18 protein-coding genes are annotated in these 22,619 nt (G+C 45.1%); 7 read left to right on the forward strand and 11 right to left on the reverse strand.

The annotated features are described in order from the left end of the window. Nucleotides 1-36: 36 nt before the first annotated feature. Nucleotides 37-909: a YihY/virulence factor BrkB family protein gene (locus RGU72_RS03820; RefSeq protein ID WP_322118455.1), complete on the reverse strand. Its 873-nt coding sequence runs from the start codon at nucleotides 907-909 to the stop codon at nucleotides 37-39. Between the two features lie 359 nt (nucleotides 910-1,268). Between RGU72_RS03820 and RGU72_RS03825 the strand changes: the two genes are divergently transcribed. Further along, on the forward strand, nucleotides 1,269-1,838 hold the full coding sequence (locus tag RGU72_RS03825; RefSeq protein WP_322118456.1) for a BON domain-containing protein: 570 nt from the start codon (nucleotides 1,269-1,271) through the stop codon (nucleotides 1,836-1,838). Between the two features lie 17 nt (nucleotides 1,839-1,855). Here RGU72_RS03825 and egtB read toward each other — a convergent pair whose 3' ends face one another. From egtB to RGU72_RS03865, 8 genes are all read right to left on the reverse strand, one after another. After that, a complete protein-coding gene (gene egtB, locus RGU72_RS03830) occupies nucleotides 1,856-3,160 on the reverse strand; it encodes an ergothioneine biosynthesis protein EgtB (protein ID WP_322118457.1) in 1,305 nt (434 codons plus the stop codon). An 87-nt stretch (nucleotides 3,161-3,247) separates the two neighbouring features. After that, nucleotides 3,248-4,174 (reverse strand): L-histidine N(alpha)-methyltransferase, encoded by a 927-nt coding sequence (gene egtD, locus RGU72_RS03835; RefSeq protein WP_322118458.1) that lies wholly within the window; start codon nucleotides 4,172-4,174, stop codon nucleotides 3,248-3,250. A gap of 23 nt (nucleotides 4,175-4,197) precedes the next feature. Continuing rightward, nucleotides 4,198-5,580 carry a glutathione-disulfide reductase gene (gene gor / locus RGU72_RS03840; RefSeq protein ID WP_322118459.1) on the reverse strand — a complete coding sequence of 461 codons (1,383 nt, stop codon included), beginning with the start codon at nucleotides 5,578-5,580 and terminating at the stop codon, nucleotides 4,198-4,200. Nucleotides 5,581-5,868: 288 nt separating this feature from the next. Continuing rightward, entirely contained in the window at nucleotides 5,869-6,417 is a 549-nt protein-coding gene (locus RGU72_RS03845; RefSeq protein WP_322118460.1) for a cytochrome b, read from the reverse strand. Nucleotides 6,418-6,471: 54 nt separating this feature from the next. Continuing rightward, nucleotides 6,472-9,063 carry a cation-translocating P-type ATPase gene (locus tag RGU72_RS03850; protein ID WP_322118461.1) on the reverse strand — a complete coding sequence of 864 codons (2,592 nt, stop codon included), beginning with the start codon at nucleotides 9,061-9,063 and terminating at the stop codon, nucleotides 6,472-6,474. Nucleotides 9,064-9,895: 832 nt separating this feature from the next. Then, nucleotides 9,896-11,014, reverse strand: a complete 1,119-nt coding sequence (locus RGU72_RS03855) for a transposase (protein WP_322117783.1) — start codon at nucleotides 11,012-11,014, stop codon at nucleotides 9,896-9,898. Between the two features lie 157 nt (nucleotides 11,015-11,171). Further along, entirely contained in the window at nucleotides 11,172-11,903 is a 732-nt protein-coding gene (locus tag RGU72_RS03860; protein ID WP_322118462.1) for a hypothetical protein, read from the reverse strand. Between the two features lie 400 nt (nucleotides 11,904-12,303). Then, the gene (locus tag RGU72_RS03865) at nucleotides 12,304-12,852 is read right to left on the reverse strand and encodes a sterol desaturase family protein (protein WP_322118463.1); all 549 of its coding nucleotides are present in this window, start codon (nucleotides 12,850-12,852) and stop codon (nucleotides 12,304-12,306) included. A gap of 214 nt (nucleotides 12,853-13,066) precedes the next feature. Here RGU72_RS03865 and RGU72_RS03870 point away from each other — a divergent pair, with 214 nt between their 5' ends. From RGU72_RS03870 to RGU72_RS03890, 5 genes are all read left to right on the forward strand, one after another. Then, nucleotides 13,067-14,341: an acetate/propionate family kinase gene (locus RGU72_RS03870; RefSeq protein WP_322118464.1), complete on the forward strand. Its 1,275-nt coding sequence runs from the start codon at nucleotides 13,067-13,069 to the stop codon at nucleotides 14,339-14,341. Then, on the forward strand, nucleotides 14,328-16,724 hold the full coding sequence (locus RGU72_RS03875; protein ID WP_322118465.1) for a phosphoketolase family protein: 2,397 nt from the start codon (nucleotides 14,328-14,330) through the stop codon (nucleotides 16,722-16,724). Before RGU72_RS03870 ends, RGU72_RS03875 begins: the two co-directional genes overlap by 14 nt. Before the next feature lie 343 nt (nucleotides 16,725-17,067). Further along, complete coding sequence (locus tag RGU72_RS03880) at nucleotides 17,068-18,189, forward strand: MlaE family lipid ABC transporter permease subunit (protein ID WP_322118466.1); 1,122 nt, start codon at nucleotides 17,068-17,070, stop codon at nucleotides 18,187-18,189. Then, entirely contained in the window at nucleotides 18,189-19,079 is an 891-nt protein-coding gene (locus RGU72_RS03885) for an ABC transporter ATP-binding protein (protein ID WP_322118467.1), read from the forward strand. Before RGU72_RS03880 ends, RGU72_RS03885 begins: the two co-directional genes overlap by 1 nt. 12 nt (nucleotides 19,080-19,091) lie before the next feature. Next, a complete protein-coding gene (locus RGU72_RS03890) occupies nucleotides 19,092-20,102 on the forward strand; it encodes an MlaD family protein (protein ID WP_322118468.1) in 1,011 nt (336 codons plus the stop codon). Between the two features lie 40 nt (nucleotides 20,103-20,142). On the opposite strand, the gene RGU72_RS03895 is transcribed toward RGU72_RS03890, so the two are convergent. Then, entirely contained in the window at nucleotides 20,143-20,343 is a 201-nt protein-coding gene (locus RGU72_RS03895; RefSeq protein ID WP_322118469.1) for a hypothetical protein, read from the reverse strand. A 19-nt stretch (nucleotides 20,344-20,362) separates the two neighbouring features. Here RGU72_RS03895 and RGU72_RS03900 point away from each other — a divergent pair, with 19 nt between their 5' ends. Next, nucleotides 20,363-20,902 carry an ABC-type transport auxiliary lipoprotein family protein gene (locus RGU72_RS03900; protein ID WP_322118470.1) on the forward strand — a complete coding sequence of 180 codons (540 nt, stop codon included), beginning with the start codon at nucleotides 20,363-20,365 and terminating at the stop codon, nucleotides 20,900-20,902. Here RGU72_RS03900 and pgm read toward each other — a convergent pair. Continuing rightward, nucleotides 20,874-22,538 carry a phosphoglucomutase (alpha-D-glucose-1,6-bisphosphate-dependent) gene (gene pgm, locus RGU72_RS03905; protein WP_322118471.1) on the reverse strand — a complete coding sequence of 555 codons (1,665 nt, stop codon included), beginning with the start codon at nucleotides 22,536-22,538 and terminating at the stop codon, nucleotides 20,874-20,876. The genes RGU72_RS03900 and pgm overlap by 29 nt on opposite strands. Nucleotides 22,539-22,619 lie beyond the last annotated feature (81 nt).

A 22,619-nucleotide genomic window follows, 5' to 3' on the forward strand; every position in this document is an offset into this window, starting at 1 on the left:
CAACATTCTCTATTCAACGTCTAGGCAAAGATTGTTTTACAGTTTCGTGATTTTAGTTAAGGTCTTATCTGAATTGAGGTCACGCAAGCTACCAAAACACAGAGCGTATTGACGGGTAAATTCTGCACCTAATAAAAATATTTGCGCTGAATAATAAACCCACAGTAATAATGCAATCATTGATCCGGCTGCACCAAAACTATTTGCTATGCCGCTGTTCCCGATGTACACACCGATACCATATTTGCCGATGGTGAATAATCCAGCGGTACCGGCCGCACCAATCCACACATCTCGCCAGGATAATCTTACTTGTGGCAACATTTTAAAAATAACCGCAAAGAGCGAGGCAATAACACCAAACCCGATTAATGAAGACAGTGGTATTAAAATCACCGCAACATCAATTTGCAATGCACCCCAATAATGCTCCAGGAATACCAATACCGCACTGACAACCAGCGATACAAGCATCAAAAATGCGAGTACCAATATCAGGCCGAATGATAATAGGCGCGTACGTATCACCACCCAAATACTGGATTGACGTGTTTTGGGTACTTGCCAAATTTCGTCCAGACTCTCTTTTAATTCTGCAAAAACGCTAGTGGCTCCAATTAATAACAACACGCTGGCAATTATGGTTGCCATACGCCCATCTTCTGGGTTGCGCGCACCAGCTAACATTGTCTGAATCGCCTCGGCACTATTACGACCGACCAAGCTTTGTAACTGATTAAATATCTCGCCCTGAGCTGCCTGTTTGCCATAAAAGAAACCCGCAATTGCCAGCACCAATACCAAAATCGGCGCCATGGAAAATAAGGTATAAAACGCTAACGCTGCACCTTTACTTGCTGCTCTATGGTTTATCCATTCTTTTATCGAAAGGAAAATGACTTTGATCATTTTTTTGATGGGGGACGAATTTGGTTTCATTGGTTGATCAATCGATTGAGTCATTATTTGATTACGAGTTTGCCTGTTAAGTTCTCAGCTTATTTTATTTTTTGCACTTTTTGATAATGCTTTAATTTAATTGGAATATGTTTATTTTTCCAAAAATAAAAATTTGTGTACGTTAGCGAACAGAGTATCAACATGGCTAAAGGCATGATTCAGTCAGCAGTGGGGATGAATTCTACTGTTCTGAACAGGATCATAAATCATTAGTAAGCAGCCTCTCTAAAGCACTGATGGATGTTATTTACAGGTAGGACTCTGTTTTGCTGATCAGTTTATCTATTCATAAAATCAAAGGACATGTCATGAAAAAATTATCCACTGGACTATATTGGGGCGCAACCGGCGCATTGTTAATCTTGCTTGCTGGCTGCAATAAACCAACCGATGTTGCTGGTAGTTCTGCACCACAGATCTCCGTCGGTACGCAAGTTGATGATACCGTTGTCAGTGCGAAAGTATCTTCTGCTTTATTGGCTGACAATGAGGTAAAAGCGTATGACATCAAAGTCGCAACTCGCAAAGGCGAAACAATGTTGAGTGGCTTTGTTGATAGCCAAAGTCAAATTGATCACAGCGTTGCAATTGCAAAAAATGTAGAAGGCGTTAAGTCTGTCGATAATAAATTAATGCTGAAAGAATCAAGAACTATCGGCAACAAAATTGACGATGGTGTGATCACAGCAAAAGTGAAATCTGCCTTGATCGCTGATGCCTCGATCAAAAGCTTAGATATCGCCGTGATTACGAGCAAAGGCGATGTTCAACTCAGTGGTTTTGTCGATAGCGATACGCAAATCATGCGTGCAACCGAAGTAGCCAAAACGATTGAAGGCGTACAAAAAGTGACTAATCAGATGAGTATAAAAAAGTAGCTTGGTCAGATATTGAGCTACCGTGCTAGGCGGATGCCAGAGAACTGCCAGCAAGCATGTGCTGGAAAAAAATTCCGATAACTAGCCCGGAGGTGGTTCACTGGCGTCACACAAGAGCCACCTCGCAATACATACTGGTTGACCATAAATTTGCCGTTGTACTCTCCAACGGCGTCTGCTTTGGCGCGAAAACCGGGGTAGGGCGCATAACTGGATTGCGTCCACTCCCATACATCACCAAACATTTGTGTCAGCCCATCCGGGGACAATAGATTGTAAAGATCCTGATCAGGCATAGGATGAAATAGTCCGCTGTCAGAAAAATGACCTTTTAACGGCAAGTTCGCAGCCGCATTTTCCCATTCAGCCTCCGTTGGTAGTCGTGCCTCTGCCCAACGAGCATACGCATCGGCTTCAAAATAAGAAATATGTACGACAGGTTGATCAGGATTGAGTGGAGCTAGTCCGTTCAAGGTAAATTCATTCCAAACGTTATTTTCTTTCACCCAATATAAAGGGTGATGGCGATCTTGTGCTTTACGCCAATCCCATCCTTCTGATAACCAATATTGCGCTTGCTGATAACCACCTTCAGCAATAAATTGAGCGTATTCGCTATTGGTCACTAAACGGGAAGCTAGTTTATACGCTTGTAAATAAACCTGATGTCGTGGTGTCTCGTTATCAAAGAAAAATTCCGTATTTTCTGACTTATTTTCTGAGCTATTGCGACCTAGCTGAACAAGCCCTGCATCAAAATTACACCACATTAAATCTTTTGTAGATTTGGGCAATTTAGTGCGCAGTTCGTTTGGTGGTTCAACTGACTCGGAAATATTTTTATAGCTTGGGAATAACGGGTTGAGTGAAAGTAAATATTTAATATCACTCAGCATCAATTCTTGATGTTGCTGCTCATGATGCAGTCCCAGTTCTATCATTTGCAGCAGCGCTTGGTTGTCGATATTGGACACTAACAATGCTTGAATCCGCTGATCGACATTGGCGCGATAAGCCATGACTTCATCCAAGCTGGGGCGACTTAACATGCCGCGTTGCGAACGAGGATGTTTGTCACCAATGGCGTTGTAGTACGAATTAAACAGAACACGAAATGCCGAGTGATAGGGCTTAAATTCAAGCTCCCAAGACTCCAACACAAAGGTCTCAAAAAACCAGGTGGTATGCGCCAGATGCCATTTGACAGGACTGGCATCTGGCATGGCCTGAACGCAACAATCCTCGGCTGACAGTGGTGCAGCCAGAGACATCGTTTGATTACGGATTGAAGTGTAATTTAGATGTGAATTGATAGATGTCATTGGCAGGACTGTTAGCATTTGATTTGGTTGAATTAACGGAATATAAATAGTTGTAGCGAACTAACAGAAATTTTTGATAAAGAATTTTTAAGGTCTGGCTAGCATCACAGCGAATAAACCATTCTCATCAGTCCACATCTGAGAATGTTTAAATCCGCCTTGCGTTAATAGATCCATAAATACTTCAGGCGTGTATTTGTAGCTGTTCTCTGTATGAATTTTCTCACCTGTTTTAAAATAACGCTTGCCATCAGGCCAAGACACTTGAGTATCTTCGATTGCTTCCAGATGCATTTCAATCCGTGATTCGTCCGTATTAAAAATCGCCAGATGCCGCCATTGCGTGAGCTTGAAATCACTTGCAATAAGACGGTTGATATGATTTAAAACATTGAGATTGAATGCCGCTGTAACACCTGCTGCATCGTCATAGGCAGCTTCCAGAATCGCACTATTTTTTCTTAAATCAACGCCAATCAATAATGCGCCGTCGACATCAATCAATCTCCGGATGCGGGTTAGCAAAGCCAATGCATCCTGGCGATCAAAATTACCAATAGACGAGCCTGGATAAAATACTAAGCGTTTTCCCATAGGTAAATCTTCTGGCAATATGACGTCAGAGGTAAGATCTGCCACCACCGGACGGATGTCAATCTCTGGGAACTCCTGTCGCAAATTACGCACTGATTCGACCAAGAAATCGGATGCAATATCAACGGCAATAAATTTGGCAGGTTTTATAGAGTGGAACAGGCGACGGACTTTTTCACAACTGCCGGCGCCTAATTCAATAATGGTCTGGTCTTTGCCAACTGCTTGTGCGATTTGTTCGCTATAACTGGCCATGATGGATTGCTCTGTTCTGGTCAGATAATATTCAGGCAAAAGCGTAATAGCTTCAAACAGTTCGCAGCCTTTGGTATCGTAAAAATATTTTGGTGAAATCTGTGCGGATGGCTGGCTTAGTCCTTCAATGATTTCGATACGTTGGAGACTTTCTGTATTTGGCATGATGGTGTTAATGTCCATGTGTTTTAAGATCCATGCTTAAGCTTCGTTTTCTTTTCGCGCATCGTCATAAATTCTTCAGCTGCTGTGGGGTGAATGCCGATTGTGTTGTCAAAGTCTGCTTTGGTCGCTCCCATGCGGATTGCGACTGCGAGTCCCTGAATGATTTCCGGTGAATCGGGACCGATCATGTGTGCACCCAGTATTTTTTGGGTTCTTGTGTCAACAATCAACTTCATCAATGTTCGCTCGTGATTGCCGGATAAGGTATTTTTCAGCGGCTTGAAGTTGGAGCTGTAGATATCGAGTTCTCCATATTGCTCTAGCGCGTCGGTTTCTCCTAAACCAACGGTACCAATCGGGGGCTGACTGAATACGGCAGAAGGAACAATACTGAAATCGGGTAAGCTGGGGGTCGGGCCAAACAACGAGTTCGCCAATGCAGCGCCCTCGCGAATTGCCACAGGAGTAAGGGCAATACCATTGGTCACATCGCCAACAGCAAAAATATGTGGAACACTGGTACGTGACGTATGATCAACGCGCACGCCGCCTGATTTGATATCGACACCAATCTTCTCTAGATGCAGATTGTCAATTTGTGGAATTCGGCCAGTCGCATACATGACAGTATCGAACAAAAGATGACCGTGATCACCTTTGTCCATGTTGACTTTGATCAGTCCGTCGTCTTGTTTGATCAATTCGCTTACGGTGCTGTTGAGTACAATCGTGATTCCCTTTTTACGCATTTCCTCTTGCAGATGCAAGCCAAGATCGGGGTCAAAACCACGTAGTACCTGCTCGCCTCGATAAGACAGAATCACCTCTGCACCAAGCGCGTTAAAAATGCCTGCAAATTCGACCGCGATATAACCTCCGCCGACAATTAAAACTTTCTTTGGTAGCTCGGCCAGTTCAAAAGCTTCGTCCGAGGTTATGGCATATTCAATTCCAGGGATTGATGGACGGTAAGGTCTGCCACCAGTTGCGATCAAAATATATTTTGCACGGATACGTTGACCATTCACCTCAACAGTATGATCGTCAACAAAATGCGCACGACCGTTTAGCACACTCACACCAGAATTATTTAACAAGTCCTGATAAATCCGACTAAGACGATCAATTTCTTTGTCCTTAGCGGTAATTAATTTTTTCCAGGAAAAAGTTGGCTTAGAAATTGTCCAGCCGTAGCCCTCTGCATCGGAGAAATCATCAGCGAAATGTGAGGCATAAACTAAGAGTTTCTTGGGAATGCAACCTCGGATAACGCAGGTGCCACCGTAACGGTCGCTTTCTGCAATCGCGACTTTCACGCCATGACTTGCTGCGACACGTGCGGCCCGAACACCGCCGGAACCGCCACCAATCACAAAAAAGTCAAAGTCAAAATCAACATTGCTCATGGAATTCCTTTCGTCTTAAAACGGATTTGAACGATCCATACGGTAGTTGATTTCACTATCAGCCATTATTCTTGGATCAGTCAGGAGAAAATCTTGGCAATAACAAGGAAGTCTATTTTTAAAACGGAAAATGCGCACGTCATATCCAGCAAACAACCTGTGAGCGTTTATTTGCATATGCTTATTCCGGAATGATTATAAACGGCTTAGATTAATGTCACATGACAAGAGAATATTCTCGAAGAGATCGAGAATATTTTTGAGGAGTGTTGGATAGATTGTCGTCAATCAATCACGGCGTGGCAGCATCCTGATCAGAGTATTATCCTTAATAATATAATGATGAAATAGGGCAGCTAAGGCATGTAGTCCAATCAAAAAATATCCTATTGTTGCGGCTGTTTCATGCGCTTCCTTGATTAACCCTGCTGTCGATTTATTTTCTCCAATTAACATTGGTAGTTGCAAACCGAAAAATGGGACTGTTTTCCCTTTCGCACTGAGTATCAGCCATCCTGCAATTGGCATACCGATCATTAAGACGTACAGCGAAATTTTCATTAATTTGGCGAGTATTTTTTGCCAATTGGCTGGCTCAGGTGTAATTATCGGCGCTGTCTGAGTCGCTCGAATTATGACGCGAGCCAATGCAAACAACAGGACTGACATACCTAGCATATAGTGCCAGGTCTTCATCGCGTCCCGCTCTTGACTTCCTTTCGGGAATATATCGCGCAGTTCCATACAGGCGTACACGGCCACAATCAAGATCAACATAAACCAGTGCAGTCCAATCGACAGCGAACCGTAGTTCGAATTGTTATTGCGTAATTTCATACATACTCTTTTTTAGTAGGTTAAAAATATTCAAAGATAAATTTGATTTTTGAATCAAACTTCTCTGGGAGAGAGAAATTTGGTTGCAACGACGAACAAGGTCAACAGCATATTGACACTGATCAGCATCAGCAATAAAACACTGGATGGTGGGGACACAAAATGGAATAACTGACTCATAAAGGGTACAAATAGGGCTAGTCCCAGCATGGTTACTCCTGAGGCGATCACCCACCATAATGCAGGATTGGGTAACTTTAATGAGGCGAAAAAGGGTAATGATGAGGATCGGTTGATCAAGATCAACCAAATGTCACCAACAATCATTGCTGAAAAAGTTAAAGCTCTGGCTTGCTCAGTATGAAGTCCTAATTGCGTAGATCCCATATAAACTGCTACTAAAATAAGTAACAAAAAAACGCCTTGCTGTAGCCCCATCATGAACAACGGCCTATCGAATATTTTCGCCTTTGTAGAGCGTGGAGGGCGGTTCATTACATTCGCTTCCTCTTGCTCCGCCTCAAATACAATCGAACAGGTTGGATTAATCATCAATTCAAAAAAAACGATATGTACCGGCAACCAGATCAAGGGCCACCCCATCATTACGGACAGTATCGACATACCTGCTATCGGGATATGTGCGGCAATGACAAATACGACGGCTTTCCGTACATTATCAAAAATCCGGCGCCCTAAAGAAATCGCCGCCACAATAGAACTGAAATCGTCATCGAGTAACACCAAGGCGGATGCCTCTCGCGCGACATCCGTGCCTCGTCCGCCCATGGCGATACCGATATGAGCTGCCTTTAGCGCGGGTGCATCGTTCACGCCATCACCCGTCATGGCTACAATTTCTCCGATATTTTTTAATGCGACGACGAGCCTTAATTTTTGTTCTGGTTGTATTCGACAAAATACGTTGGCTGAATTCGATGGATTGCTTTGTATACGCTGCTCCAAGTCAATATCGCTCATCCCCTCTAATTCTGATCCTGTAATGGCACCCGACGTAACGTCCAGTCCACTTTGCATTGCGATACTAAGAGCAGTCGCCGGATAGTCACCAGTAATCATCATCACACGAATGCCAGCAGCATGACATTCCGTAACAGCCTTCCTGACGCTAGGTCGCAGGGGATCAGCCAGAGCGATTAATCCGGTTAGCTGAAATTTAAAATCATGTTGAATTTCGGGCAGGTCGCCACGCCGGAAGCTTGCTTTGGCCACGGCGAGTACGCGTAGTCCTTGCTTTGCAACCTGATTAACCTGAATGTTAATCTGTTGCGTCGCGCTTTCCGATAGATGGCATAAATCAATGATTGCTTCGGGGGCACCTTTTGCTGCGATCACATAATCCACAAGATCAGGGGATTGCCACACGCGTGACATTGCAAGCAATTCAGGTGACAGAGGATAGTCCTCAATTAAGCTCCAATTTGCGTGTAGATGTTCGGTTCCACGCAGCGCGATTTTTCCAGCTTCGTTAATGGCTTTCTCCATCGGATCAAACGGATTTCTATGACTCGATAGGATGGCAAATTCCAAAGTTTCATGGAACTTCTCTGGAAAATGTTCTGGTTTTAAGGACTGCATGTCATTAAATTGCTGCACTAGATCTTGTTCGTCAGGGTCTTTTGCAGGAAGTATGATCTGGGACAAAGCCATGCGATTTTCAGTCAAGGTGCCAGTTTTATCGACGCACAGAACAGTCGTCGCACCTAGCATCTCAATGGCAGAAATACGTCTTGCTAAGACTCGCTTTTTTGCGATACGCCACGAGCCTATCCCTAGAAAAATCGTCAGAATCAAAGGTAATTCTGCGGGCAATAATGACATTGCTAAGGTCAATCCCGCTAAAATTCCGGTCATCCAGTCGTTACGGGAGATGCCATACCATGCCATCAAAAAGAGAACCAGAGCGATGCTCGATAATGCGATGACTTTGACAGCGTGCTGAGTCTCAGTTTGGATTCGACTTGGCTCAGTTTCCAATGTAAATAAGGCATTGCCCACACGTCCAAGCGCGGTATTGCCAGCAGTTGCCACTACTTGTGCCTTGCCGGTACCCTGCACCACCAAAGTTCCTGAATAGATACAGGGGTGATCATCGCCACCAGGCATCACCATGTCTTCGCTGAATAGCTCGCTTGCTAATTTTCTAACGGGAATAGATTCACCGCTTAACAGAGACTCATCAACGGTCAGACCTTGACTTTCGATAAGAAAGGCATCTGCCGGAATACGGTCACCTTCAACTAGTAAGATGATGTCTCCCAGAACAACATCTCGTCCTGGAACTCTCTGTTGTGTAGAGTTGCGTAAAACAAGTGCCTGTGGACTAGAAAGATCTCGCAACGCCTCAAGAGCACGTTCACTTTTTTTCTCTTGAGAAAAGCTCATTCCTATAATGATGAAGACGGATCCAAGCAAGATCGCGGCATCTTCTATATTGCCCAACACCAAATAAATAGCTCCACAGGCAATCAATAAAACAAACATAGGCTCGCTAACGATTGTCCACGCGATCGCTTGAAACGAGCGCGGCTTAGCTGACGGTAAATCGTTCCACCCGTTTGTGTGCAATTTTGTTTCTACTTCATTGGTAGTTAAACCGCTTGTCGAATTGGTTAAGATAGACATGAGTTTTCTTTCCTAACATTGATGCGCCGCATAAGAGAGAGCATTCTTGATATAAAAAATGCGAATGAAAATACATCTTTAGGTAATACCAGCTCGAACCCAGATTTTCTAGTAGTACATCTACAATTGTCTTTATAGCGTCAGCACGCAAATCACGATGGTGTTATTGCTCTCAACATCGTACGCTTTTAGGGACTCTATGAGGCGATAGCGATCCAGCCGAAAATCCAGATTCAATATAGTGTTGGGCTATATTTTGGTTTGCTCGATACCGAACAAGCTTGATTGATGAGTCTGCATTATGAATCTTCATTGCGAAGATAATCGTGTCATAAAAAATCTGAGTAACGCTTGATCTAGCTCAAGTAATCTAGTGTTAGGAATTGGCATCCCAGGACAATTTGTCTAAGGTAAAGTCTAAGGCTGAATTGTGTTTGGAAGGCGAATGTGATGTTGGAATAGGTCGAACTATGATTTAGACAAAATACGCGGTGTCATTCATCTGTTTCGCAATTCAATAAAGTCAATTTAAAAAATAAAAACTCAGTTACACAGTAGTAGGCACTGCTAACACTAACTTCAAAACACGCGTTTTAAGTTACGCATAATCTTTATTTCAATGTTAACAGAGCTTCTTGCAAAATACCCAAACCAGTAAAGTCGAGCATGGGTGTGGCCACTGTTGCGATTGGTTTTCTTGTTTGAAGCGGTACATGTGACATGAATTTGTGCCGGATTATCGTTTTATGGCGTGTCAATCCCTATGTGACCATCACTGCCCCTATGAACGTTGGGAAACGTTGTTTTTTTCGACTCTTTAAAAGCAAAGCTGTTACGTAAATAAACGCATCAACTGATCTGCGGTCAATACCAATAAACCAAACATCAAATGCGACATCACTTTTTCGCTACCACGCACCCGTACTGTCGTGCCACCAAATTCGTCTTTCAGCCTGCCATTGGTACGTTCAGCTTGCGTGCGTTCTTTATAACGCTGTTGTTCATGCGGGGCGAACGGTTTCTTCTCCCCGCCGCGTGCGTTGTGATCAATTAATGGCACGTGGCCAAGACTTTTGCTGTGTGCCCTTAACTCTTCACTGCAATACGCTGCATCCATCAAATCGTACAAATTCGTTACTCGTGCGGCCGTCATCGTTGCTAACGGCACCGCCGTTTGACTATCGTGCACCGAGGCGCTGGTCAATAGCGCACTGATGGCAACGCCGCAGTCAGCGGTGTCGATATGCAGCTTGTAGCCGTTCCAACTCACTTTATAACCTTGCGCATTGCATTTAGTGCCGCGGTCACACTCTTTGGGTAAAGCATTGACGATGCTCGGTAAAGTTTGCGTCAACTGCCAGCCTATCTTGGTCACTTTCTCTTCCTTTGGCGGCCTTATCTCGCCTTTCTTTGGCCGTCCACGGCGCTGCTTTTGGGCCTTTTCTACGGAAACAACTTTCATGTGTTTCTTCGGCTTCTCGCGCGCCGCAATCGCCGTGCCGTCACGGCTGATGTGTCCAATGAGGCTGTCGCCTAAATAACTCTTGATCAGCGCTTCGTGCACTTTCTCCGCTAATTTGGCTTGGGCAAATTCGCCAAAGGCGCGCGAAAAAGTGGCTTCATTCGGAACTTCTTTCCACATCTCAAAGCCGCACAGCCGTTTTAAACTGCGATCCATCGTCAATCGTTCTATTAAGGCCGCTGTTGTATTGAGCCCCAACACAGCTTTGGCGATGAAGGCGCTGGCCAATGCACCACGGTCATGCGGTTTGCGTCCTATCCCTTGCCATTGGTCCGACACAAATTCTTCGATGCGCACCCAGTCTAGTACATGAATCAATTTTTCCAGCTTCGGCGTCAGTGACCCGCATTGCTGTTTTATCTCCGGTAGCAAATCGTGTTGCAGTAAATTCCAGCGTTGCATTATCAGCAGGCGTTGTGTAGGATTCATAGCGGAGCGCAGATGGTTGTTTAGTCACTTTCATCTTGCCAGAAATGGCCGCTCCTTTCTCATCTATTTTGCGCTTCTCGCAATAAAATTACTCTCCGGTGTTTCGTTTTGCAAGAACCTCAACAGTTCCTAATTTTAAATTAGAAGTACCAGCGATTTAAACTTTTGTGCTAACTACATTGCCGGTTGGTGTCGCACCTTGCAGATTTTTTTCTATATTGGTTAGAAAACTGCTCAGAGTTGCGCTGCTACCTGATTGACCATCTGCCGCCAGTAAATTTGTGAAGCTTTGTTTAAGTGCGTCGATAGCAGAATTAGATGATCCTGATGTGCTTGTTCCTGCGCTGGTAGAGTCCGAGGTGTCAGTGCTTGAGGAGGATAGTTGTTGTATCAGATTTTGTATGCCGCCTTCAAGCTTGCTGATCCCGCCACCGCCATGGTGGTGATGTCCACCGCCACCAGAACCAGATACTGCGCTGCTTGGATCTGTACCTGAGTCCGAGCTTGAGGACGATGTGCTTGAGCTTCCTGAGCTGGATTGTGATTGAAGCGCCGCAAATAAACTTTGCGCAAATGCAGCTAATGCCTGCTGTGGATCTTGTGCCGATGTTGCGTCCGAGGTGCTAGAAGTACTAGAGGTACCAGAAGTTGGCGAGGTGGCTGATGTACCAGATGTGCTTGTGCTATCCGTAGTAGAGGTGCCGCTGATGCCAAGCTGCGCTAGCGCTTGAGTCAGGGCGGATGCAAATTTGCCACCGCCACCACCGCGAACTCGTCCACCGTCTCCGTCACGATCGACGGTCGGCGTTGCGGAGTTGATTGCTGAGACATTGGATGTTTGTAAAGCTGAAAGAGGCGATATGTTTCCACCAATTGACGATATAGACATGATCTTTTCCTTTATTCAATAATTTATACGTGAGTGAATACATCACTAAGCACACCATTTAATACAGCACCAAGAAGACCCTGGGGCATCTTGTCTATATATCGATTTTTACGGTGGTTTAAATCGAAGAATAAGGGGGATTTTCCAATTGATTTGTATCTCTAAGTAGGTATTTAGTTACGTTTTCAAGTAAGTGTAACAATGTACTGTTTTAAGATAAATTCCGTTTGGATTTGATTTTTTATTGAAACATCTGTGAAGTTTTTCAAACACTTCGTGTTGGAAATTCGCTTTGTAGCATAACGATCTTCGTCACCACTTGGAGCAGATTTTCAAAAAATTCTTCAGGAGCATTTAGTGATGTCGGACTAAACGCTGACAATCGGGAGTTCAAGTTCAATTAATTTGAATCGCTTCCAAAAATCTTATCCCAGAAAGCGTTTGTTACACCAAAGTGGCTGATTTTTTTTGATGGATGATGATGCACTGCATGCCAACGTTTACGTCGAAGTAACCAAGCATAATTCGCTCGCCAATGGTGTGTTGCATGATGTGTGATTGTGTATAAAAGATAGCCAGTCAGCAGACCTAAGGTAAGAGACGATGCTCGCCATAAATCAGCTATCACTAAAGTCGGTAAAAAAACCAATCCAAATATGAGCATTGCACTCAAGATCGTCGGTGTACAAATTAAGGCTGTCGGACGTTGATGGTGTTCTTGATGCCATGTACTAAAAGGGCGCACACCATGCAGAACAAAACGATGCAATACGTATTCGATCAAAGTCCAGCTTAGTAAACCAGTAAGTACAAAGGTGATTGTTTTTAAAAATTGTTCTGATGGACTTAATGTAATCAGAAAAGTCGCCATCAAGATGGATGTAATGCTGTAGAAAATAAAATCAACGCGGTACGCCAGCTTGCTTTGTTCCAGGCTAAAAATTTGCATGTTGATCCTAATTATTGACTAAATAGTTGTCAATAATGATCGCGATTATACGACGGGTCTGTACGTTGTCGAACATACAATAAATAAGATCAGGTATAGGCTTAGCTTGAATTGTTATTTTGTATCCAGCTAGGTCAAGAGCGTTTTTTTCAGCATATTTTAGCTAACGTCATTGCTACTCCAGGTTTTTAATTCATCGCGGAAGGTTCTTGATATGAATCCACCTAAGTCATGCGTGTTAACGATTAACGGTGGTTCTTCTAGCATCAAGTTTGCATTATTTGAATCTGGACCGGATTTATACCGAGTTTTCTATGGACAGTTAGAAGGCATAGGGCAGGCAACTGGCCGTTTTATATCCAAAGGTCTGGCACCCGAGGATAACTTCACTCATACGGCCCATCTCCCTGACTATACCAACGCAATTAGCTTACTCATGGCGTGGCTGCAAAAACGGATTGATCCCGCAAGTTTGACCGCAGTAGGACATCGCATTGTGCATGGTGGACCGGAGTATTGGGAGCCACAAATCATCACACTAGCGATGATTAAAACCTTGTTGCATATGAGTCCGTTTGATACTGAGCATTTGCCAGAAGAGATTTTATTGGCAGAAGCCTTCCATCGTCGCTTCCCTCAATTACCCCAGATCGCTTGCTTTGATATGGCGTTCCATCACGATATGCCGCGTATGGCACATCTGTTGCCGATACCCCGTCGTTATCAGGACAAAGGGGTACAGCGTTATGGATTTCATGGATTATCTTGTGCTTTTTTAATGGAGGAATTAGTACGACTTACTAACCACGCCACAGCACAAGGCCGGATAGTGCTCGCGCATCTTGGTAATGGTGCCAGCATGACTGCGGTACACGGCGGCAAAAGTATCGATACCAGCATGGGATTTACACCAAGTTCTGGTTTGCCGATGGGCACACGTTCCGGTGATCTTGACCCGGCATTAGTGTGGTACCTGGTGCGCACAGAAAAAATGGCGATCAAAGATTTTTATCATATGGTGACGCACGAATCAGGTCTGCTGGGTGTATCAGAAATCAGTTCCGATATGCAGGTTTTGATTTCTAAAGAACTAGATGATGTTCGTGCCGCTGAGGCTATTGGTTTGTTTTGCTACCAGGCTAAAAAAACACTCTGCGGCTTAATCGGTGTATTGGAAGGATTAGATACCTTGGTTTTTTCAGGAGGTATTGGTGAAAATTCAGCAGAAATCCGCGCCAGAATTTGCAGCGGATTAGGCTTTTTAGGAATTGAAATTGATCCCGTAAAAAATACCGCCAACAACGAAGTTATCTCTTCTGAGCATAGCGCAATCACGGTGCGTGTGATTAAAACAGATGAAGAATTAATGATCGCCAAAACTGTTTTTCGAATGTTAGGTAAGCATCAGAATACTGCTGAAACTCCACATAGCATTTCCACCGACGCCCCTCCAGTTACTTTTACTAAAGATAACAATGACACCAATTGAATCTGAACAAGTTCAAGGCGAAAAAAACCAGCCTTTAGATCCAGCACACTTAAAAAAGATGCAGGAATATTGGGCGGCTGCTAATTATCTCTCCGTCGGACAAATTTATCTCTACGATAATCCTTTGCTCAAGTTGCCTTTAGAACTTGGACATATTAAGCCGCGATTGTTGGGGCATTGGGGTACGACGCCAGGACTGAATTTTATTTATGTGCATTTAAATCGTGTGATTAAACAACACGATCTGAATATGATTTACGTCACCGGTCCCGGGCACGGAGGCCCGGGCTTAGTTGCGAATACCTATCTAGAGGGAACGTATAGCGAAGTTTATCCGGTCATTACACAAGATGAAGATGGCTTAAAACGCTTGTTTAAACAATTCTCTTTTCCTGGCGGCATACCTAGCCATGTTGCGCCGCAAACACCGGGGTCGATTCATGAAGGTGGCGAGTTGGGATACTCACTCTCGCATGCGTATGGTGCTGCGTTCGATAATCCTGATTTGATTGTCACATGTGTAGTGGGCGATGGGGAAGCAGAGACTGGCCCGCTCGCTACGAGCTGGCATTCAAATAAATTTTTAAATCCGGTATGTGATGGGGCAGTGCTGCCGATCTTGCATTTAAATGGATACAAAATTGCAGGACCAACCGTGCTTGCACGCATTCCGCATGATGAGTTACAGGCTTTGTTCCATGGCTATGGCTACAAACCGTATTTTGTCGAGGGTGACGATCCAGAAGCCATGCATCAGTTGATGGCAGCCACATTGGATACGGTGATCGCTAGCATCAAAGCAATTCAAACAGATGCACGGACAAATGGTTTTACACAGCGCCAGCGCTGGCCAATGATTATTTTGCGCTCCCCCAAAGGTTGGACTGGCCCTAAATTTGTAGACGGCAGACAAGTAGAGGGGACTTTTCGCTCGCATCAAGTACCGATTAGCGATATGAGTCATGCTGGCCATATAGCGATTTTAGAAAGATGGATGCGGAGCTATCATCCCGAGGAGTTGTTTGATACAAGCGGAAAACTACGTGCCGATTTAGCCAAGCTTGCACCCAGCGGTAATCGGCGCATGAGTGCCAATCTACATACGAATGGTGGCATACTCTTACGCGATTTGCAGATGCCAGACTTTAGGGACTATGCGGTTGATTTACTTTATCCCGGCGCTGTTGATATTGGATCCACTACGGTGCAGGCCAAATTTATCCGCGATATTATCAAACGTAATCCGACTAATTTTCGGGTATTTAGTCCAGACGAAACTGCCTCTAACCGTTGGTCTGCAATATTCGATGTGACTAATCGTTGTTCTACAGCCGAGATCATTGCGATTGACGATCATGTCGCCGCCGATGGCCGGGTGATGGAAATGTTAAGTGAACATCAATGTGAGGGGTGGTTGGAAGGCTATCTACTGACCGGGCGGCATGGATTTTTTTCTTGTTATGAAGCCTTTATCCACATCGTTGATTCTATGTTTAATCAACATGCAAAATGGCTTAAAACCGCAAATCATATCCCTTGGCGAAAACCAATCGCATCACTTAATTACCTGTTGTCGTCTCACGTATGGCGGCAAGATCATAACGGCGGTAGTCACCAAGACCCGGGGTTTATCGACCATGTAATGAATAAAAAAGCCGAAGTGATCCGAGTCTATTTGCCGCCAGACGCCAATACCTTGTTGTCCGTTACGGATCACTGTCTGCGTAGCCGTAATTATGTGAATGTGATCGTCGCGGGCAAGCAGCCAGAACCGCAATGGCTGACGATGGAGGCTGCAATTTTGCATTGCAATGCAGGGATCGGTATTTGGGATTGGGCCAGCAACCATACCGATCAAGAGCCGGATTTGGTCATGGCTTGCGCAGGGGATGTACCAACATTAGAAACCTTGGCCGCCGTTAAATTGCTGTGGGAATTTTTTCCGGAAATAAAAATCAGAACCATCAACGTGGTGGACTTGATGAAGTTACAGCCAGACAGCGAGCATCCACATGGATTAAGTGATCAGAATTTTGATGCCTTATTCACGTCGGATAAGCCGATTGTTTTTGCTTATCACGGCTATCCGACCTTAATCCATCGTCTGACTTATCGCCGCACTAATCATCACAATTTGCATGTACGCGGTTTCAAAGAGGAGGGCACAACCACGACGCCATTTGATATGGTGGTGTTAAATGAGATGGACAGATTCCATTTATTTGAGCTGGCAATTATGCGGTTACCACAACTGACCTCAAAGATCGCCGAGGCCAAACAGTTTGTGCGTGACAAACTGACCAAGCATAAGCAATACATAGATGTGCATGGTGAGGACTTACCCGAAATTAGAAATTGGCGTTGGATGGAAGTAAATACATAAACAGACTTTTTCCTTTGCTACCGCATTTGCTATCTGGCACGGCTCGGTAGTACTAAAGACTACATTTCGACGCTAAGTATAGTTTATTTAAATATATACTCCCCAATAGTATATTTAAATTGTCCATAGAATCACTGGTCAATAGGTCAATTTTTTAAATAATATTGGAGAGTATATGTTTTTATATTTCATAAAACTTAAAGGGAATTGTCTCGGAAAAACGTCGTGACGAACATGGCGTTGCAGCATCGTCTTGTGAACTACGTACGCTGCCGAACAGATGAGGAGTCGGCCTTAAGGCACTGTGAGGATAATTATTTATTCCTGAGAGATGTCGCGTTTTATGCCAACTACTGAGACATTCGTTGCCGCAATTACTCAGCCTGCGCCTGGCAAGCTGGTTCTTTCAGGTAGCTGGACCGCATGCGCTATTGGCGATATCGATCAGCATTTAGCCCGCTTGCTGTCATCTGATCAGACCGTTATTCAACTCGATGGTTCGCAATTAATTAGTATTGATAGCATCGGCATTTGGGTCTTACAGCGGCGCTTACAAAGCTTCCTTGATCAAGGGGGCGTCATCCAGTTATCAGGATGGTCGCCGCAATATCAAAAAATGTGGGACATCGTCAGCCAGCAAAAACATGCTGCGCCACCAGCATCGGCAAGTTCTTCTTTTGTTGAAAATATTGGAAAAAAAGTCGAGAACGTGCGGCAGGACAGTCTGGCATTGCTCAGCTTTGTCGGCGAAATCGCCATGACCTTTGCACGATTATTGCCGCACCCTCAACGCTGGCGCTGGCGACCAGTGCTACACAATATTCAGCTTGCCGGATTTGAGGCATTGCCGATTGTTGGCATTACCTCTTTTTTATTGGGCATCGTGGTCGCTTATCAAGGCGCGGACCAACTCAAACATTATGGTGCCAATATCTTTGTGGTCGAACTGGTCGGCTACTCCATGCTGCGTGAATTTGCGCCTTTGATCACGGCCATCATTATTGCCGGACGCTCCGGCTCTTCTTATGCTGCGCAAATCGGCACCATGGTGGTGACAGAAGAGGTCGATGCTATGCGTACCATCGGCATCGTACCGATTGATTTGCTGGTCATACCCAAAGTGATTGCTTTATTGATCGCCTTACCTTTGCTCACCATTTTTGCTGATGTGATTGGGGTCTTGGGCGGGATGGTGATGGCAAGCTTGCAGCTGGGTGTCGGTTTTCATGAATTTGCAGAACGATTTGGCACAGAAATCCCGTTAAAGACTTTGTTAATTGGTGTTGGTAAAGCTGCTATGTTTTCAATTGCGATTGCAGTGATTGGCTGTTTTCAGGGCTTCCGCACAGAAGGCAATGCCGATAGTGTTGGCCGCCAGACGACACGTAGTGTGGTGCAGGCGATTTTTGTGGTGATTGTGTTGGATGCGCTGTTTTCCGTCATTTTTAATTTATTGGATTTGTGATGGAATCGGAAAATATTTCAACAGATCTTAGCGATAATAAAGCGGACTTCAAGCCCGATACCAAGCCCGACAACATTATCGAGATGCGGAAGGTATCCACCCGCTTTGGCAGCAAGATAGTACATACTGATCTTGATTTGGATATCCGGCGCGGTGAGATTTTTGCGATTGTCGGCGGTAGCGGATCGGGCAAATCAACTTTGCTGCGCGAAATGATTTTGCTGCATAAGCCTGACTCTGGATCAATCAACATTTTTGGAACCGACCTTGCCACAGCATCGGATGAAGAGGCCAATCTATTGCGTCAGCGTTGGGGCGTTATGTTCCAAAAAGGCGGCTTGTTTAGTACGCTCAAAGTAATAGAAAATATTGGACTGCCTTTACGCGAACACACCGCATTAGACGATCAAATCATTGATGAGATCGCCGCTTGGAAATTGTCTCTCAGCGGACTAGAACCAGAGTCAGGCTCGCGTTATCCCTCTGAATTAAGCGGCGGTATGCTGAAGCGTGCAGCACTTGCACGTGCTCTGGCACTTGATCCCGAATTGCTCTTCCTCGATGAGCCCACCGCCGGGCTAGACCCAGCTGGTGCGGCGGGTATTGATAGCTTAGTTCGGGACTTACACGCTTTGTATAACTTAACCATTGTGATGATCACGCATGATCTGGATTTATTGTGGCAAGTGACTGATCGGGTAGCTGTATTGGGTGAGGGCAGAGTGCTTGCTGTGGGCTCTATGAGTGAATTATCCACAATGGATCATCCGATTATTCGCCAATACTTTGATGGTGCACGTGGACGTGCGGCACAGCAACAGGATGGCCAAGAGCAAAAAAAACAGCAGCAAGTATCGAAAACAACGCAAACCGTAATTGAAAAAAAGTAAAAAGGAAACATGATGGAAACAAAAGTCAATTACGCAGCAGTAGGTGCATTTGTCTTGGCGCTTGGTGCGGTATTTATTGCAGGTATTTTGTGGTTGTCGGTTGGTTTAGGCAAACAAAAACAATATGAAAAATATCTTGCGATTGTGAATGAATCGGTTGCCGGCCTGAACGTTGATGCCCCTGTTAAATATCTGGGAGTCGATATTGGAAAAGTGAAAGATATCAAACTTGATCCTGCTAACCCGCAGCAAGTGCTATTACAATTTGCGATTGAGCAAGGCACGCCGATCAAGATCGATACCTTAGCGGTACTGAAGACGCAAGGATTGACGGGTATCGCCTATGTTGAGTTAAGCGGTGGTTCGCCCAATGCGCCAGCTTTGGTTGCTACCGGGCCAGATGAGTTGCCGGTGATCCGCACTAAACCGTCATTAGGTGCCCGCTTAGAAAATGTGCTTAGCTCGGTACTGGCTAATCTTGATCGTACTGCCGCCAATATCAATGCGGTGTTAAACGATGAGAATCGTGCTGCATTTACCAAAATTCTAGCAGATACATCGGCTGTCACCGGTACTTTGGCAGCGCAAAAAAATGCGATGAGCAGTGGTATCGCCAATGCGTCTAAGACGGCTGACAATGCGGCACGCGCATCAGCACAGCTTGATCCGCTGTTACAACGTATCTCCAGCAGCGCAGAGGCAATAGAAAAATTAGCGAAAGAGGCGACATCGGCCAGTATCAGCACTAAAAAAACAGTGGACGATGCTGGTTCTGCGGTACGCCAGATCAGCAATGACACAGTGCCAGAGTTAAATCGATTGCTGACAGAATTAGGCGACTTATCAAGTTCTCTAAAAAGTTTAATTGAGCAGACTAAACAAAATCCAAGCAGCTTGATACGAGGTCGCCAACCAGTTCCTTATGGTCCAGGTGAGGGATTGGGTGATAGATCGGTAGGCAGTACTAAAGATGGCTCTGGCGAGAGTTTTGGCAAAAAAACGGGAGAGAAGAAAACACCATGATCAATTTAGCTAAACCAAAAACAGGTACGTCATTGCAATATCAATTCAGCAAACTTGCTTCGCGTAAGGCCATTGGCTTGAGCATAAGTTTGACTGTAGTGGCAATAGTGACATTGAGCGCCTGTTCCTCCCTATTGCCAGCCAATGTGCCACCACCGATGCTGTACTCTTTTGATGCGGTACAAACGAATGTAAACACCAAACCAATAGTGTCGCTACCAGCGAAATCTGCTAATGCCATAAGTGGACCAACATTAACTGTGAGCATCCCGCGTGCGGCCGCCGGTTTTGATACGCAGCAAATGATGTATATGCGCCAGCCGCATCAACTTGAATATTTTCGTGAAAGCCAATGGGTAGATACGCCTGCGGCTATGTTGTTGCCACTAGCGGTCAATGCGATAGAGCAAAGCGGGCGATTTGGTGCGGTAATGCAATCGCCTACCACCATAGTCAGTCAGTACCGGCTAGATTTAGAAGTGGTAAGGCTACAGCAAGAATTTTTTAGCCAACCAAGCCGTGTTCACTTCACTTTACGTGCGCATTTGTCCGATACCGCAAGCCATAAAATCATCGCCTGGCGTGAGTTTGATACCAACGTCAATGCGGAGAGCGATAATTCCTATGGTGGCGTAGTGGCCGCAAATCAGGCGATACGTACGATGCTGATTGAGCTTGCCAGTTTTTGTGCTGATACGCTTAAAAACTCATCCGAATCGTCGGCTGAATCAGCTACAGTACCAGCTATACAATCAGCTACTGGATCAGCTTTTAAGCGGCCAGCGCCTGATCGACGATAACTTGTGCCTCGTTCAGTATTTTTTGCAGATGCACATCGCCGAGAAAACTCTCGGCGTAGATTTTATAAATATCTTCTGTACCTGAAGGGCGGGCAGCAAACCAACCATTTGCTGTAATCACTTTTAACCCGCCAATGGCAGCATCGTTACCAGGTGCACGCGTCAAAATAGCCTGTATGGTTTCGCCGGCTAAGCTGGTTGATTGCACTTGTTCCGGCGACAGTTTAGATAACTTGGCTTTTTGCTCGAAGCTAGCATACGCCTGCTTACGGTCAGCCACAGGCTCACCAAACTCATGGGTTAAATCGCTATACACATCGCCAAGATCATGTCCCATTTTTGCAGTGATTTCGGCTGCGAGCAAGGCTAAAACCATACCGTCTTTATCCGTCGTCCAGGCGCTGCCATCACGCCGGGCAAAGCTGGCGCCAGCGCTTTCTTCCCCCGCAAAAGCCAGACTACCATCGGCTAATCCTGCAGAAAACCATTTAAAGCCAGCGGGCACTTCAATTAATTGTCGCCCCAGTTTGGCTGCCACACGATCAATCATCTGGCTACTGACGACTGTTTTTCCTACAGCAGAGTTTTTACTCCACTGAGGTCGGTGTTGAAACAAGTAATAGATAGCTACCGATAAATAATGATTGGTCGGCAATAGTCCCACTTTGGGCGTGACGATTCCATGTCTGTCGTGATCGGTGTCACAGGCAAAGGCAATATCAAAGCAATCCTTCAATGCAGTCAGGTTATGCATTGCATAAGGTGAGGACGGATCCATCCGTATTTGCCCATCCCAGTCAACTGTCACAAAGCGGAATGTGGTGTCTACCAATGGATTCACGACGCTTAAATTGAGTTTGTAATGATCGGCAATCGCCGGCCAGTAATGCACACCGGCACCTCCGAGTGGATCAACACCCATGTGGATATTCGCCTCACGAATCGACTTCATGTCGATCACGTTCTCTAGATCATTAATGTAGGTGTTTAGAAAATCGTAGTAATGCGTGGTCGATGCCCGCAGGGCTTTTTCAAATGGCATGCGTAAAATGCCGGGCGAATCACCCGAGCCACCTTCAGCACTTTTTTGCAAAAAATCATTTGCCTGTTTTTCTATCCAGCCGGTGATGATCGTATCCGCTGGTCCGCCATTGGTGGTGTTGTATTTGATACCGCCATGCTCTGGCGGATTGTGTGAAGGCGTGATGATGATGCCGTCTGCCAGACCAAGCTGGCGCCCACGGTTATACGTCAAAATCGCATGCGATACGGCCGGTGTCGGCGTGTATTCTCCTTTGGCTGCCATCATTAACTCAACCCTATTTGCAGCTAAAACTTCTAATACGCTGGCAAATGCGGGTTCGGACAAAGCATGGGTATCAATTCCGATAAAACATGGCCCGGTAATACCTTGTTGCTTGCGATAGAGACAAATTGCCTGACTAATCGCCAGCACGTGCATCTCGTTAAAACTATGAGTAAATGCTGAACCACGATGACCTGATGTACCAAACAACACTCGTTGCGACGCGATAGACGCATCGGGTCTTTCTGTGTAATACGCCGTCACGAGTTTAGCGACATTGATGAGTAATTCTGGCGGTGCTGGTTTGCCAGCTAGAGGGCTGATTATCATAAGCTATGTTGTGTTGGGTTGAATTGACGAAAAAAATGGAACATACAAAGGAGTGGAAATGAGAATTCTTATATACTCCCT

The sequence above is a fragment of the Undibacterium sp. 5I1 genome (assembly GCF_034314085.1).
GTDB lineage: Bacteria > Pseudomonadota > Gammaproteobacteria > Burkholderiales > Burkholderiaceae_D > Undibacterium.